This is a genomic window from Mycobacterium sp., assembly GCF_046330795.1.
Classification (GTDB): domain Bacteria; phylum Actinomycetota; class Actinomycetes; order Mycobacteriales; family Mycobacteriaceae; genus Mycobacterium.
Genome location: NZ_JAXLSA010000008.1, coordinates 129317 through 142132, shown reverse-complemented (window position 1 = coordinate 142132; position 12816 = coordinate 129317). Strand labels below are relative to the sequence as shown.

General features: G+C 65.3%; 12 protein-coding genes and 1 pseudogene. 6 read left to right on the top strand and 7 right to left on the bottom strand.

Annotation, left to right across the window (positions count from 1 at the left end; translation table 11 throughout):
• Position 1 precedes the first annotated feature (1 nt).
• Positions 2-445, top strand: a pseudogene (locus tag U0R18_RS20315) (diiron oxygenase); the annotation flags it as partial.
• A gap of 177 nt (positions 446-622) precedes the next feature.
• Here the strand turns inward: U0R18_RS20315 and U0R18_RS20310 are convergent.
• Positions 623-1267, bottom strand: a complete 645-nt coding sequence (locus U0R18_RS20310) for a TetR/AcrR family transcriptional regulator (RefSeq protein WP_526371826.1) — start codon at positions 1265-1267, stop codon at positions 623-625.
• A gap of 337 nt (positions 1268-1604) precedes the next feature.
• Entirely contained in the window at positions 1605-1742 is a 138-nt protein-coding gene (locus tag U0R18_RS20305; protein WP_526371824.1) for a hypothetical protein, read from the bottom strand.
• Between the two features lie 246 nt (positions 1743-1988).
• Between U0R18_RS20305 and U0R18_RS20300 the strand changes: the two genes are divergently transcribed.
• Positions 1989-2594, top strand: a complete 606-nt coding sequence (locus U0R18_RS20300) for a TetR/AcrR family transcriptional regulator (protein ID WP_526371822.1) — start codon at positions 1989-1991, stop codon at positions 2592-2594.
• Here the strand turns inward: U0R18_RS20300 and U0R18_RS20295 are convergent.
• Complete coding sequence (locus tag U0R18_RS20295; protein WP_526371820.1) at positions 2535-3551, bottom strand: NAD-dependent epimerase/dehydratase family protein; 1017 nt, start codon at positions 3549-3551, stop codon at positions 2535-2537. The two genes, U0R18_RS20300 and U0R18_RS20295, sit on opposite strands and share 60 nt — an antisense overlap.
• A gap of 42 nt (positions 3552-3593) precedes the next feature.
• Between U0R18_RS20295 and U0R18_RS20290 the strand changes: the two genes are divergently transcribed.
• On the top strand, positions 3594-4778 hold the full coding sequence (locus tag U0R18_RS20290) for an NADH:flavin oxidoreductase (RefSeq protein ID WP_526371818.1): 1185 nt from the start codon (positions 3594-3596) through the stop codon (positions 4776-4778).
• A 29-nt stretch (positions 4779-4807) separates the two neighbouring features.
• Here the strand turns inward: U0R18_RS20290 and U0R18_RS20285 are convergent, their stop codons facing one another.
• Entirely contained in the window at positions 4808-6034 is a 1227-nt protein-coding gene (locus tag U0R18_RS20285) for a PucR family transcriptional regulator (RefSeq protein ID WP_526371816.1), read from the bottom strand.
• Positions 6035-6118: 84 nt separating this feature from the next.
• On the opposite strand from U0R18_RS20285, the gene U0R18_RS20280 reads away from it, so the two are divergent.
• From U0R18_RS20280 to U0R18_RS20270, 3 genes are read left to right on the top strand one after another with little or no spacing between them, the layout of a single operon-like run.
• Complete coding sequence (locus tag U0R18_RS20280; protein ID WP_526371814.1) at positions 6119-7210, top strand: ferredoxin reductase; 1092 nt, start codon at positions 6119-6121, stop codon at positions 7208-7210.
• Between the two features lie 23 nt (positions 7211-7233).
• Positions 7234-8346: a fatty acid desaturase family protein gene (locus U0R18_RS20275; RefSeq protein ID WP_526371812.1), complete on the top strand. Its 1113-nt coding sequence runs from the start codon at positions 7234-7236 to the stop codon at positions 8344-8346.
• Between the two features lie 37 nt (positions 8347-8383).
• The gene (locus tag U0R18_RS20270) at positions 8384-9370 is read left to right on the top strand and encodes an alpha/beta fold hydrolase (protein WP_526371810.1); all 987 of its coding nucleotides are present in this window, start codon (positions 8384-8386) and stop codon (positions 9368-9370) included.
• Here the strand turns inward: U0R18_RS20270 and U0R18_RS20265 are convergent.
• The 3 genes from U0R18_RS20265 to U0R18_RS20255 form a co-directional block, all read right to left on the bottom strand.
• Complete coding sequence (locus U0R18_RS20265) at positions 9299-9478, bottom strand: hotdog family protein (RefSeq protein WP_526371808.1); 180 nt, start codon at positions 9476-9478, stop codon at positions 9299-9301. The genes U0R18_RS20270 and U0R18_RS20265 overlap by 72 nt on opposite strands.
• A gap of 128 nt (positions 9479-9606) precedes the next feature.
• Positions 9607-10146 (bottom strand): Imm61 family immunity protein, encoded by a 540-nt coding sequence (locus U0R18_RS20260; RefSeq protein ID WP_526371806.1) that lies wholly within the window; start codon positions 10144-10146, stop codon positions 9607-9609.
• Positions 10143-12755 carry a WXG100-like domain-containing protein gene (locus tag U0R18_RS20255; RefSeq protein ID WP_526371804.1) on the bottom strand — a complete coding sequence of 871 codons (2613 nt, stop codon included), beginning with the start codon at positions 12753-12755 and terminating at the stop codon, positions 10143-10145. The genes U0R18_RS20260 and U0R18_RS20255 overlap by 4 nt, the downstream gene beginning before the upstream one ends.
• Positions 12756-12816 lie beyond the last annotated feature (61 nt).

Below are 12816 nucleotides of genomic sequence, written 5' to 3'. Positions count from 1 at the left end.
CATGATGATGTTTCAGGAGCTGATCGATCGCACCGGTGTCGATGCGCACGGCGTACGGCTCTGGTTGCGCCTGCTCTCGTCGGCGCTCCCGCATTCGGCGACACTCGCACCGAACGCGTTCTTCTTCGGCGTGTTGGCCGGTGAGGTTCCCTTCGACCGCACGCAGGCCGACTTGTTGAGAACAGATGATCCGATACACCCGATGGTGGAGCAGGTGGTGGCGATCCATCTAGCGGAGGAGGCACGCCACATCGCGTTCGCACATGCGTATCTGTCCAGAAACGTCCGCGGCATGCCACGACCCAACCGGTTCCTGCTCTCGCTCTACGTGCCGCTGATCACCCGGCTGTTGTGCAACGCATTGCTGGTTCCACCACGAACATTCTTCGCAGAGTTCGAGATTCCACGCTCCGTTCGAAGAGAAGCTTTCTTCAGTGACCCATCGTCGCGACGCCGACTGCGAGACATGTACGGCGACACCAGGATGCTCTGCGAACAAGTCGGGTTGATGAACCCGGTCGCATTGCTGGTGTGGCGAGCCTGTGGCATCGGGGGCCGGCCGGCACGCTACCGCGGTGAGCCGCAACGCCGTAACCTCGGCGAGGACCGGCAGGCCGATTCGTCAGCTGCCGGACCCCTGCGCACCGGGGGCCCCGCCAACCATCAGCCCTCGTTCGGCAATGTCGGTAACCGTGTCCAGGTACTGCGCGCGGAGATCCCGGGACGCGGGACGGTCCATCGACATCAGCAGACCGGGAGCGGCCAAGCCCATCACCATGCGCCCCAGTAGATCCCAGGTACGCCGGTCGCCATCGGCCCGCTTGTCGGGATACGCCTGCTGGAAGACCTCCGCCAGCCTGGCATGCATCGTCGACACCAGACCCATCACGCGGTAACGCAACTCCGGATCAATCGCACTAGCCTCCACGATGATCATGCGAACAACGCCGGGGTCGTCGTCGACCAGAGCGAACAGGCGCTCACCGAACAACCGGGCCAATTGGATCGAGTCGCCGTATCCAGCCGGGTTCACCTCGGCAATCTTGCGCACGTCGAATGCGCGCACGGCGCGGCCGACGGCATAGTCGAACACGTGGTCCACGAGCTCACGCTTGCTACGCACGTACCTATACAGCGTGCCCTGTGCGACACCCGCCCGGTGCGTCACATCCGACATCGCGGTGTTGTCATAGCCGCGTTCGGTGATCACCTCGTATGCGGCCTTCACGATGGCCTTTCGCCTGGCCTCACGCAGTCCCAGTTTCACCGGTCGCCCGCGCCCACGCTTTGGCGCACCTACGTCATCCGAAGAACTGGGGGCCACTCCGTAACAGTAGCGTCCGTGGACGAACTGGCGTTCCCCGCAATCTGGGCCTGGCGCTCCACGTCAATTCCTCCGTCTGCGGGTCCGCAGCGAACCAGCGCCGATCAGCAGGGGAAAGGTGCGGAAGCCGGAGGGGGGCACCAGCTTCCGCACCTAAATGACTGATACATCAGTCACGTAATAAATTAGGCCACTGCATGGTCCGCTGGCAAGCCGCCGCGAACCGGATCTCGCTCGCTCCCCTCGCCCGGCTCACCGACCGCGACATCGCGGAAAAGCGTCAGTCGGCCAGGAACCCGACGACGGCGTTCGCCAAATCCTCACCGGCATCCTCCTGCAGGAAGTGGCCCGCGTTGCGGATGGACGGATGTTCGATGCCCTGTGTGCCCCGCACCTGGCTCTCGAAGATGAGAGCCATTGCAACGGGGTGAATGTCGTTGTCCAAGAACATGATCTATCCGACGTCGGCGACGGTGCAGCATTGGCCCAGCGGATCGCCACCGATGGGCTCGCGGTCCACACGCTGGTCAACAACGCCGGAGCGGGCACGCACGGCGACTTCGTCACGCAGGACCCCGGCCCACACCGCCAAAGGTGCCGATTTGTGGCGGGCAATGGGATGGCTGCGCGCGTGAGCGAACAGCTGTGCGGTTGAATCTGTGCCATGACCGACGAGGATCGCCAAGCCAGCTCGGGCGGTAGGCCACGTGACACCTCGATCGATGAGCGCGTGTTGTTGGTGACGCGTCAACTTCTGCTCGAGGTCGGCTGGGATGAACTCAGTGTGCGGTTGGTTGCCGCGCGCGCCGGCGTCGGCCGGTCGAGCTTGAATCGTCGCTGGGCTTCCAAGGCTGAACTCGTACTACACGCCATTCTCGGCGAAACGCCCGACCTGTCGCCGTTTTCCGGTACGGATCTCGACGGGTGGATCGAATGGGTTGTGCGGGGAAGCCATGAGCTGTTCGCGCGGCCCGACGTGCGCGCGGCTGTGCCCGGACTGCTGCTGGCGCTGCGGGAAAACGACGACCTACGCAAAGCGATGTGGACCAACTTCAGCGGCCCCGCGGTGCAACTGTTCGCCAGCCACCTCGAAGCGCGGACTCCCGCGCAGCGGCGGCGGGCGGACACGGATGCCCGAGCCGTGTTGGCGATGGCGGCGGGCGCCGCATTGTTCATGACTAGCGTTGCGGTTGAAGATGATTCGGAAGAGCTACGCAACCGGATCGCCGAGTTGCTCACCGCCGCGGTCGGTTCTGTCTCCCGCGAATGACTCTACGATGGCCGCTCCGGGGCTGCGCCAGCTCATCCCGAGGTCCTGCAACGTGGCGCTGTCATCGGTCGGTGTGGCTGCGGTGAGCAACAACGCCGCTTCGTAGCTCAGACCATCGCCCAGCGGCACGTAACGGCCAACCACATCAGAGACTCGGCCTAGCCCCCGTAGCAAATACGGCGACAAGGGAACCCGGTGAATCCGCCGTCCGAGCCCGCACTCGAGCGCATCGATCATCTCATCGAAGGTCGCCAGTTGGCCGCCGCAGACATACCGCCGGGGCCCGCGGCCGGACTGCATGACCCGGAGATGCACCTCCGCGACGTCGCGCACATCGATCATCTGCATACCGCCGCGGACTGTCGGCGCAATCCGCCAACGCACAATCGGAGCCCAACCCCGCTCCGTGACGCCAGGTGCCGTGTGAAACGCCGGCCCGACAACGCTCGACGGATACGTCACCACAATCGGCGCGCCGGCGTCCTGCAGACGGCGCGCGACGCGGTCGGCGTAGCCTTTCGTCTTGGCGTAGCTGCTGCGCCCGCTCGCCGTGGGTGAGTCGGCCGAGATGACTCCGTCCGGCGGCGGGAACAAGGCGCTGTAGCTGCTCACCGATACCACGGGATCCAGCTGCAGGTCCACGGCGCGGGTCAGGATCGCCTCGGTGGCGTGGGCGTTGATGTCCCACATCAATTGCGCGTGCCGTTCGTCGGTACCGACCACACCGGCGGCGTGCAGCACCGCATCGACACCGGTCAGCAGTTGCTCGATCGTGGATGACTGCCGCACGTCGCCGGTGATCACCGTGAGGTTGCCGGTTGCGTGCAGACGGGCGACCACAGCAGCGCCCGCTTCTGCGGGCGGCACGAGCAGGCGCACATGGTGCCCGCCAGCGAGTAGCGCGCGCACCGTGTGCGCGCCGAGGTACCCCGTTCCACCAGTGACCGCGATACGCAATTTCTTCCTCCTTCTGTGCGGCTGTGGTAAGTTACGATACCAATGGTATCGAAACAGGCCTTTACTTCGATCCGCTTGGGTCCGCTGACATTGAAGAATCGCTTCATCAAAGCGGCGACCTTCGAGGGTGTCATGCCTCGCGGCCAGGTCAGCGACGCACTGATCGACTTCCATACCGAAGTCGCCCGCGGTGGGGCTGCGATGACAACCGTGGCCTACTGCGCGGTCTCCCCCGGTGGTCGAGTCCACCGCGACACAATCGTCCTCGACGCGGAGCGCGCCCGCGACATTCGCCGCCTCACCGATTCAGTGCACGCGGCGGGTGCAATGGTGTGCGCACAAATCGGACACGCGGGCCTGGTCGCCAACACGCTGTCGAACAGAACGCCCACCCTCGCACCGTCGACGCGCCTGAGTGCCCCGGCAATGGGCCTGGTCAAAGCGGCCACCCCGGAACAACTCGACGCTGTCGTCGACGACTTCGGCAACGCCGCAACCGCAGCAGTCGAGGCCGGTTTCGACGCGATCGAGATCCACATGGGCCATGGCTATCTACTCAGTTCGTTCTTCAGTCCCAATCTCAACAAGCGTTCCGATCGCTATGGCGGCACGACGGCTCGTCGCGCCGAACTCGCGCGTCGCGTCGCCGAACGCGTCAGACTCAATGTCGGCGATTCCGTGGCAGTTACGGCCAAGTTCAACATGGACGACGGAGTACGCAGGGGTTTTTGGCTGACCGACAGTCTGCCGACCGCGCAACTGCTGGAGGCCGACGGATACCTTCACGCTCTCCAGCTGACCGGCGGGAGTTCGCTGCTCAATCCGATGTACTACTTCCGAGGCAACGTTCCGCTCGACGAGTTCATCGCATCCCAGCCACGTCCGGTCGGGCTCGGATTGCGCATCGTGGGTCGGCGCATGTTCCGCACATATCCCTTCGAAGAGGCCTTTTTCCTGCCCCTCGCCCGGCAGTTCCGCGAGGCCCTGTCCATGCCGTTGATGCTGCTCGGCGGTATCAACCGACTCGATACGGTCGAATCCGCCCTCGCCGAGGGCTTCAACTACGTCGCCATGGCGCGGGCACTGTTGCGAGATCCGTTTCTAATCAGCAGTTTTCGGGATGAAACGGCCAACAAGGGGCGGTGCATCCACTGCCAGAAGTGCATGCCCACCGTGTATAGCGGCACCAAATGCGTTGTGCGAGAGACAACTTCAATGCACCTCTAGGACTCGAACCGACCCGATACTGAGCATTGTCAGTCCTCGTCCGGGGCGACGCCGAGCCTCTGTTGCGGCGTCAACCCGAGCGCCACAGTGAGTTCCAGGATCGTCTGCGGGTCATCGAGGCGTTCGCCGTACAGGTCGCGCAATTGGCCGATCCGGTAGCGCACGGTCTGGGCGTGGACGATGAGGTCGGCGGCGATGGCGGCACGGTGTCCCTGGTGCAGCAGCCACGAGCGCAGTGTCTCGGTGAGCCGGTCGGCGGTGGCGGGCCGCAAGCCCTGTAGCGGGGCGAGGGCACGGCGGCGCAGATCGTCGGCCGCCTCCGGATCGGTGCCGAGCACGATCTCGACCAGATGCTCGTCGGTGTCGACGACGGTGTCCGCGTCGGTGGCCAGGCGGCGGCCGCGGACGGCCCTGCGGTAGGACGAACGAGCCAATTCCCATGACCGAGCGGGGCCGACCACGGCTGCGCGGCCATCGAGCGCCGAAAGCAGCAGCGGGCGACGTGCACCGTCCATGTCGGGAACCAGGGCCACCGCCCAGGACTCCGACGGCTCTAGACCCGGCAGCTCGTCGGCGGCCTGCAGGACTTCTGCACTCACCAGCGTGGCGACGCCACGGGTTTGAGTGGCTGGCAGCAATACTGCCGTAAGTGTCTGCGGGACAGACCAGTTCGCCAACTCCGCGCTGGCGCGCAACACTTCCGGCGACTCGCCGGCGAGAAGCTGCGCAGTGAGCAGATCGAGATAGCGCTGGCGGACCCGGCCCGCGGTTGCCAACTCATCGGCATGGCCCGACACACTGGACGCCGACAATTCGTCGATGAAGGCGAACACCAACTCGGCGAATTCGGCGATCGCCCCGGCCGCCAGCCCGGCCGCCACCCCGGTCTCCGACAACTCGCGCCAGGCCACCCTCGCGCCGACTCGATAGGCCGACAACAACACGTCGATGGAGCGCCCGCCACGTGCCTCACCGCGACCGAGGTCGTAGGCGGCGTCGAGGGCGGCCGACAGCGGCGGAGCGGGATCTGACTCCTCCGAACGGGTGGCCAGCCGCAGGAATGCCCCGAGCGCGGCCCGGACCGCGTTCTCCACGTTCTGGCCCATCCGCCCGCTGAAGGCATCGGTGTAGGCGGGCACCTCGGCGATCACGGCGGCCACCGTGTGTTCGGCCATCCGCGGCAGCACGGCCTCCAGTGCGGCGGTCACCTGCGGTGCCAATGCCAACCCGGTGAGCCGCGCCGTTGGACCGGACATTTTGTTCCTTCCGAACAACTACTCGCCTGAAATCCACACCTGATGGTCAAGAGATTATCCCTGTTCGCAAGGAAAGCTGGCAGTATGACCACGACCGCCACACGCAATCCCGGCGCGACCCTGCTCGGCCGGGTGCTGAAGTTGGCCGAGCGGATGACCACCCCGTTGGTCCCCGCCGACTACCTCGACGTGATCGACCCGCTGCGCTCCGGCATCAACCTGCGTGGGCGAATCGTCGGCATCCGCCCGGAGACCCGCGATGCCGCCACCCTCGTGATCAGGCCCGGCCGGGGATGGCGCACCCACGTTCCGGGTCAGTACATCCGCATCGGTGTCGACGTGGACGGGGTGCGCCGGTGGCGGGCGTACTCATTGACCTCGGCCGCCGACCGCCCCGACGGCTGCATCACCATCACCGTCAAGGCGATCCCCGACGGCCTGGTGAGCAACTACCTGGTGCGTCGCGCAACCGTCGGCACCGTCGTGCAGTTGGACCAGGCGGCCGGTGAGTTCGTCATGGACACCCCCGCACCGGCCAAGGTCCTGTTCATCACGGCCGGCAGCGGTATCACGCCGGTCATGGGCATGCTGCGCAGCCTGCCGGCCGACGCTCCCTCCGATATCGTTGTCGTGCATTCCGCGCCCACCGCGGCCGACGTGATCTTCGGCGGCGAACTGCGAATGCTCGCCAACCAGAACCGAATCCGGCTCGTGGAGATCCACACCGACGCCGACGGCATGCTCGCTATCGATACCCTCGACGATCTGGTCGGCGGACTCGCCCAGTACCACACCTGGGCGTGCGGGCCTGCCGCCCTGCTGGATGCGATCGAAAACCATTGGGCAGCAGCCGGTATCGCCCACCAGCTCAACACCGAACGCTTCCGGCCCAACATCAGCGCGATCGGCGACGGCGGCAGCGTGACGTTCTCCGTCACGGGACGCACCGTCGAGAACGACGGCGCGCAGAGCCTCCTCGACACCGGCGAGTCGGCCGGCGTGCTCATGCCCTCGGGTTGCCGGATGGGGATCTGCTTCGGCTGCGTGGCGCCTCTGCGGCAAGGAGCCGTGCGAGACCTGCGGACTGGCGAGATCACCACCGCGACGGACGGCGACGGAGTGGTCGTTCAGACCTGCATCTCCGCTGCCGCCGGCGTCTGCGAAATCGAACTCTGAACCGTAACGAGAGGAACACCGACATGACCGCCCTTCACGAAGCCCCCGTCGACGCATCCGTCGACCCGGCGACCCACCTGACTGCTGCCGACATCGAGAACCTCGGTGCCGAACTGGACGCCATCCGCGACCAGGTCATCGGTAGCCGAGGGGAATCGGACGCCGCCTACATCCGCAATGTCATTGACGCGCAACGCAAACTCGAGCTCGGCAGCCGCGCGGTTCTGCTGTTCTCGCTGTTTCCTCCGGCATGGCTGGTCGGCACCGTCGGGCTGTCGCTCTCCAAGATCATCGAGAACATGGAGATCGGGCACAACGTGATGCACGGCCAGTGGGACTGGATGCGTGACCCCAAGATCCACTCCACCACCTGGGAGTGGGACAACGTCTCGCCCGCCGACATGTGGAAGCACTCCCACAACGAGCTGCATCACACCTACACCAACGTCCGGGGCCGGGACAATGACCTGGGCTACGGCATCATGCGCGTCGACGACGAGCAGCGCTGGAAGCCGTTGTTCTTGGTGCAGCCGCTGTCGAATGCGGTGAACGCCTGCATGTTCCAGTACGGAATCGCCTTCTACGACCTGGAGATCGGCAAGTATCTGAAGGGTCGTGTCGACAAGGACGACTTCTTCCGCCGCGGTAAGAGAGTGCTCGCCAAGATCGCCCGGCACGCCACCCGCGACTACGTGCTGCACCCACTGCTTTCCGGGCCGTCGGCCCTGACGACGCTGACCGCCAACCTGACCGCCAACCTCGTCCGCAACCTGTGGACCCACTCGGTCATCATGTGCGGACACTTCCCCGAGGGCGTGCAGACCTTCGCCAAGGACTCGATCGAGGGCGAAACCCGGGGCCAGTGGTACCTGCGTCAGATGCTGGGGTCGGCCAACATCTCCGGGAGCCCCGCCATGCACTTCATGACCGGCAACCTGTCGTACCAGATCGAACATCACCTCTTCCCGGATCTGCCGAGCAATCGCTACCACGAGATCGCACCCAAGGTAGAGGAGGTCTTCGAGCGATATGGACTGTCCTACACCACGGGACCGCTGCCCAAACAGGTCGCGTCGGCATGGATGAAGATCATCCGGCTCTCGCTGCCCAACGGGGTCTTGACCGCGTCCCGTTGACGCCTGCGCGAGCTTGCCCGAATCGAAGGAGACGATCATGGCTGAGTTGAAATACCTCGAGCTGTACGGTGAGCGACTTGCCTACGTCGACGAAGGCCAGGGCGAGGTGCTCCTGCTGCTGCACGGCATGGCGGGGAGTTCGGAGACGTGGCGCTCGGTGGTCCGCCCGCTGTCGCGCAACTTCCGGGTGGTAGCACCCGATCTTCTCGGTCACGGTGGCTCGGACAAACCGCGCAGCGACTACTCGCTGGGTGCGTTCGCGGTACTGTTGCGGGACCTGCTCGACGCACTGGGTATCGCCCGCGTAACGCTTGTCGGGCACTCGCTGGGCGGCGGCATCGCGATGCAGTTCAGCTACCAACACCCCGAGTACTGCAGGGGGCTGATCCTGATCGACAGCGGCGGCCTGGGACCCGACGTGGGCCTGACATTGCGGTTGCTGTCGGCGCCCGGCGCTGAACTGATCATGCCGATCATCGCGCCCAAAGCCGTACTCGCCGCAGGCAACCGGTTTCGGTCCTGGCTCCACAGGGCGGGGATCGAGTCACCCCGCGGCGAGCAGATCTGGACGTCCTACAGCTCATTCGCCGACGCGCCGACGCGGGCGGCCTTCCAGCGCACACTGCGGTCAGTCATCGACTACCGAGGGCAGGCCGTCAACGCCCTGAGCCGTCTGCGCGACAAGATCGACGTCCCCGTCATGTTGATCTGGGGTGACCAGGACGCCATCATTCCCATCGAGCACGCCTACGCCACAAAGGAATTGAGGCCCGACATCCGGCTCGAGGTGCTCACCGGAGTCGGACACTTTCCGCCGGCCGAACGTCCCGCCGAAGTGGTCGAGCTGATCGAGGATTTCGTCACCCATGACGTCGCATCCGGGGCGAGCGGCCGGTCACCTTGCACGATGAGAAGTGCACCGTTGAGTCTGCGGCCGGCGTGCAATCATGAGCTACCCGGCGTCGCGGGCCGCATCGAGGGGAATGACACGGGCGATCGCCGTGGCGGTTGCGACGAGTTGTAACTCCGCGTCGAACAACGAACCCTCGAGATGGGCCAGATCGCCATCCCGGGTGAGCACCCGGCCTTTGCCGACAAGCCGACCCGGGCGCACCGGCCGCAGGAAGTGCATCGCCAGGTTCTCCGTCGGGATTGGTCGCAAGTTGTTGCTCGACGGGCCTTCCATCTGGCCGTAAGGCCTATCAGCTGTTCCCAAGACCGTGCAATCCCGACGGTGCAATGCAGATGGATGGCCGGCATCTATCCCCGCCGCACGGAAAACAGCGGCTTGCCGGAAGGGTCCATCAGTGAGCGAGAGATCTCATCCACAGTGCTCGACGCGAAGACCGAGAGCTCGACCGCATTCACCGTGCCCACCAGTTCGCCACCACTCACCACAGCAATCACACCCCCTTCGGGATCGATGAGTGTTCGTCGGACCTTCCCCCGAAAGGACTGGACACCAATCGAGTAACCGGCCGCCAGATCGTCAGCGGAGAGTGAGCGGGATAGCCGCTCTAGGCCGCTGTGCGATCTGACCAAACGGCCGAACGTGGCGATCAACTTGCGCTCGACCAAGCCCGGGAGGCGGGACGCCAACTCAAGCTGCTCCTCCCCCATGCGTTCGGAGCTTGTGACCACGATCCAGTCTTCGGCATCCCTGCCGATGAAGTAACGGATCTCCCCACCTGAGCTCCACAAGACGGCACGTCCATCTTCCGACGACCTTTCGGTGACGGAATAGCCCGCCTGCTCCGCCCACAGTCCAACCCGCGCGGTCAATCCGATTTCATTCCTCATTTGAGAACCCCTAATTCATCCGTGAGCTGGTCGATCGACACGACCTCATCTCCGTCGTCGAAGAATCGGATCTGGATCGACCCCCCGGGCTGGCCCAGGCCGGGCGCGACCTCCGATGCCTCGATCTTCCAACCAGGTGGCAAATGATCGATGGTGTAGGTGTAGTAACCCTTTTCGAGGGATTCGACGTGTAGAGCCCGCCCTTCCCACGCCGCCGGGTGTCCGTCCGACATGACTGCAAGATACTTCCCGTTCTCGTCACCGATTCGGTCCAACCTGAGGCCGAAATTCGATTGGAACGCCTGCAAGTCGTCGAACTTGACGATAGTGCCGTGTACCGCTCCAGCATTGTTCGGAAAGTTGACCCAATGTTGGCCATCGGGTCCCAGCTTGTTGAATCTCTCCGCGTACTCGGCCGCGGTAAATGCGCGGCCATCTGCCGCACGCCCGAACGGAGCAGACGGATCTGAGATGAGCTCAGCGACTTTCGGATTGATTCGATCAGCGTCAACACCGTTCTCCGGAAAGTCCCAATGCTCGTCGAGGGGACTTCCATACGCGGCATCGACCGGATCGTAGTCGTCTTGATACGTCCAGCCCTCGCCTGCAGGTTCACTGGAGTGCAACGGATCCCGATGATCGCCCCCGCTGCTGTGATCACCCGACCCGGGGGGCGGATCACCGCCGCCGTAGTCGTCCCGGTGGCCCGCTCCGAGGGGCACACCACGCTCGACTCCGTCACCCACACTCGCGTGGGTACCTATGTCCGTCGCCAACGATGCATGGTCGTCGGCAGCAGGAAACTTCGAGCTGTTGCCGAGTCCGGTGAGTCGGTCCGAGGCGGAAGGCGCAAGACCGCCAACGGGTTTCAACGCCTCCCCGGACCCGCCAGCGACCGCGGGGGCTCTCTCCGCCGCGCTCAGCGGGGCGGCCGTGTCGGTTCCTGTGGTTGTGACGGGAGGCAATCTCGGCGCACCCTCACCAGCGCCAGCGGCCACCGCGGGCGCCGGCGTGTGCGTTGTTGGATCCGATCCACCTGGCACGCGTTCACCACCGACCTGTGCCGTCGGGTGGTCCGAAACACCGGCGGCAACATCGCCACCCGCGGGTTCGTCGGGACGCCCCACCGCCGGTGCCGATTCGGGGTCAGGTTGCTTGGCCACTGGCGCCCTGGGCCCAGCATCCACCGGGTCGGTCAGCGACGCCGGACGCCCACCGGCCGGCGGAGCAGAGGGCTTGTCAGCGATGGCGCCCAGTTTTTCGGTGAGCCCGGCGACATCCTTGGTGACACCACCCAAAGCTGCTGTACTGCGCCCGAATTCACCGACCTTGCCAATGGTACCGGCGGCTCCGGCGGGTTCTTCGCTGGTGCGCGCTACCCGGCCCACCGCGGATGCCGCATCACCGGCCGCACCGGCCTCGCCCACACCGGGAATCACCACACTCGCGATATCGAGCAGATTCTGCGACGCGCCGAGCATCGGCCGGTCCTTGCTCCAGTCGTCGGCATGGACAAGGCCTTTGACGGTGTCGAGGCTGCCCTGTGGGTCGCTGGCGATCGCCGCGGCCGGATTGGTCACCAACTGTGCGAACTTCGCCACGCCCTCCCAGGCCCGTCCCGCGACGTCCGGGCTGGACGCGAACCGGGTCGGATCCAGGGCGATCACGCCCTCGGCCATGCCTGCGCCCCAACGGAATACGCCTTCTGCGCTGTCGGCCACCGCATTGAAGTGCGTCGCCAGCGCGCCGCCCACCTGGTCACCGAAGAACTCCACGAAGGTGCGATCGGCCGACTTCTCCAGCCCCAGCACCCAGCTGTCGACACTGGACTTCGCGGATTCCAGCAACGCCAATGCCGCGTCGGCCTCAGTGCCCAGGTACGTCAGCACCGTCTCGATCTCGTCGGCGATCTTGTGCAGTTCGTCCTCGCCGTGACCGTGCAGGAATTCGAAGAACGTCCCGACGATTCCGCCGATCGATCCCACCTGATCGCACAGCTGACGGATCGCCTGCTGCGTCTTTTCCACCTGCCCTGCGTACTGCTCCAGGGTGGCGGCAAGTTGCTGGCAGGACGACGCCACACCGGCGAGGTTCGAGCCGATGTCGCGGATGTCGGCCGTCATCAACCGGCCCTCGGCGATGCGCTGGGCAGCGATCGTGTTGTACGCACCTGCCGCATCGCCGCTGACCTGATACAGCGGCACCGCCATCGCCCGCCACGCCGCCGCAGCGGCCCGCATCTCCGCCGGGTTGCCGTCGGGCCACGGCGAGCCGACGAACTGCGCCACCACCGACCACAACAGCGGCGGCGGCACCGATGCTCCTGAACTGCTCGGCGAACCCGGCACCGCCACCGGCGCCGGACACGGCGGCGAACCCAGTACCTGCGCACGGCCGCTGAGGTCCGACGCCGCCTCTGCCCGCGAGTAATTCACGGCACTGGTCTGCAGCCCGTATCCGTTGTTGCGGCACGCATTCACCCCGGCTGTGATCGCCTTCAGCAAGGATGCACCGGCAGACACGTATTGCCGTCCGAAGACGATGCCGGCCGCGTCATAGCCGGTGTTGGCATTGAAGCCCCCGGTCAAAGTCGACATCGCCGCGGCCACACCCTCACCGACCGCATTCATCGACGTCCCCGCACCCGAAACTGCCTGGGGGTCAACGATT

What these genes read in the sequence shown, in the direction of transcription:
- U0R18_RS20305 (WP_526371824.1), bottom strand. Translation starts at nt 1,742, where the DNA reads ATGGCTCTCATCTTCGAGAGCCAGGTGCGGGGCACACAGGGCATCGAA.
- U0R18_RS20300 (WP_526371822.1), top strand. Translation starts at nt 1,989, where the DNA reads ATGACCGACGAGGATCGCCAAGCCAGCTCGGGCGGTAGGCCACGTGAC.
- U0R18_RS20290 (WP_526371818.1), top strand. Translation starts at nt 3,594, where the DNA reads ATGGTATCGAAACAGGCCTTTACTTCGATCCGCTTGGGTCCGCTGACA.
- U0R18_RS20285 (WP_526371816.1), bottom strand. Translation starts at nt 6,034, where the DNA reads ATGTCCGGTCCAACGGCGCGGCTCACCGGGTTGGCATTGGCACCGCAG.
- U0R18_RS20280 (WP_526371814.1), top strand. Translation starts at nt 6,119, where the DNA reads ATGACCACGACCGCCACACGCAATCCCGGCGCGACCCTGCTCGGCCGG.
- U0R18_RS20275 (WP_526371812.1), top strand. Translation starts at nt 7,234, where the DNA reads ATGACCGCCCTTCACGAAGCCCCCGTCGACGCATCCGTCGACCCGGCG.
- U0R18_RS20270 (WP_526371810.1), top strand. Translation starts at nt 8,384, where the DNA reads ATGGCTGAGTTGAAATACCTCGAGCTGTACGGTGAGCGACTTGCCTAC.
- U0R18_RS20265 (WP_526371808.1), bottom strand. Translation starts at nt 9,478, where the DNA reads ATGCACTTCCTGCGGCCGGTGCGCCCGGGTCGGCTTGTCGGCAAAGGC.
- U0R18_RS20260 (WP_526371806.1), bottom strand. Translation starts at nt 10,146, where the DNA reads ATGAGGAATGAAATCGGATTGACCGCGCGGGTTGGACTGTGGGCGGAG.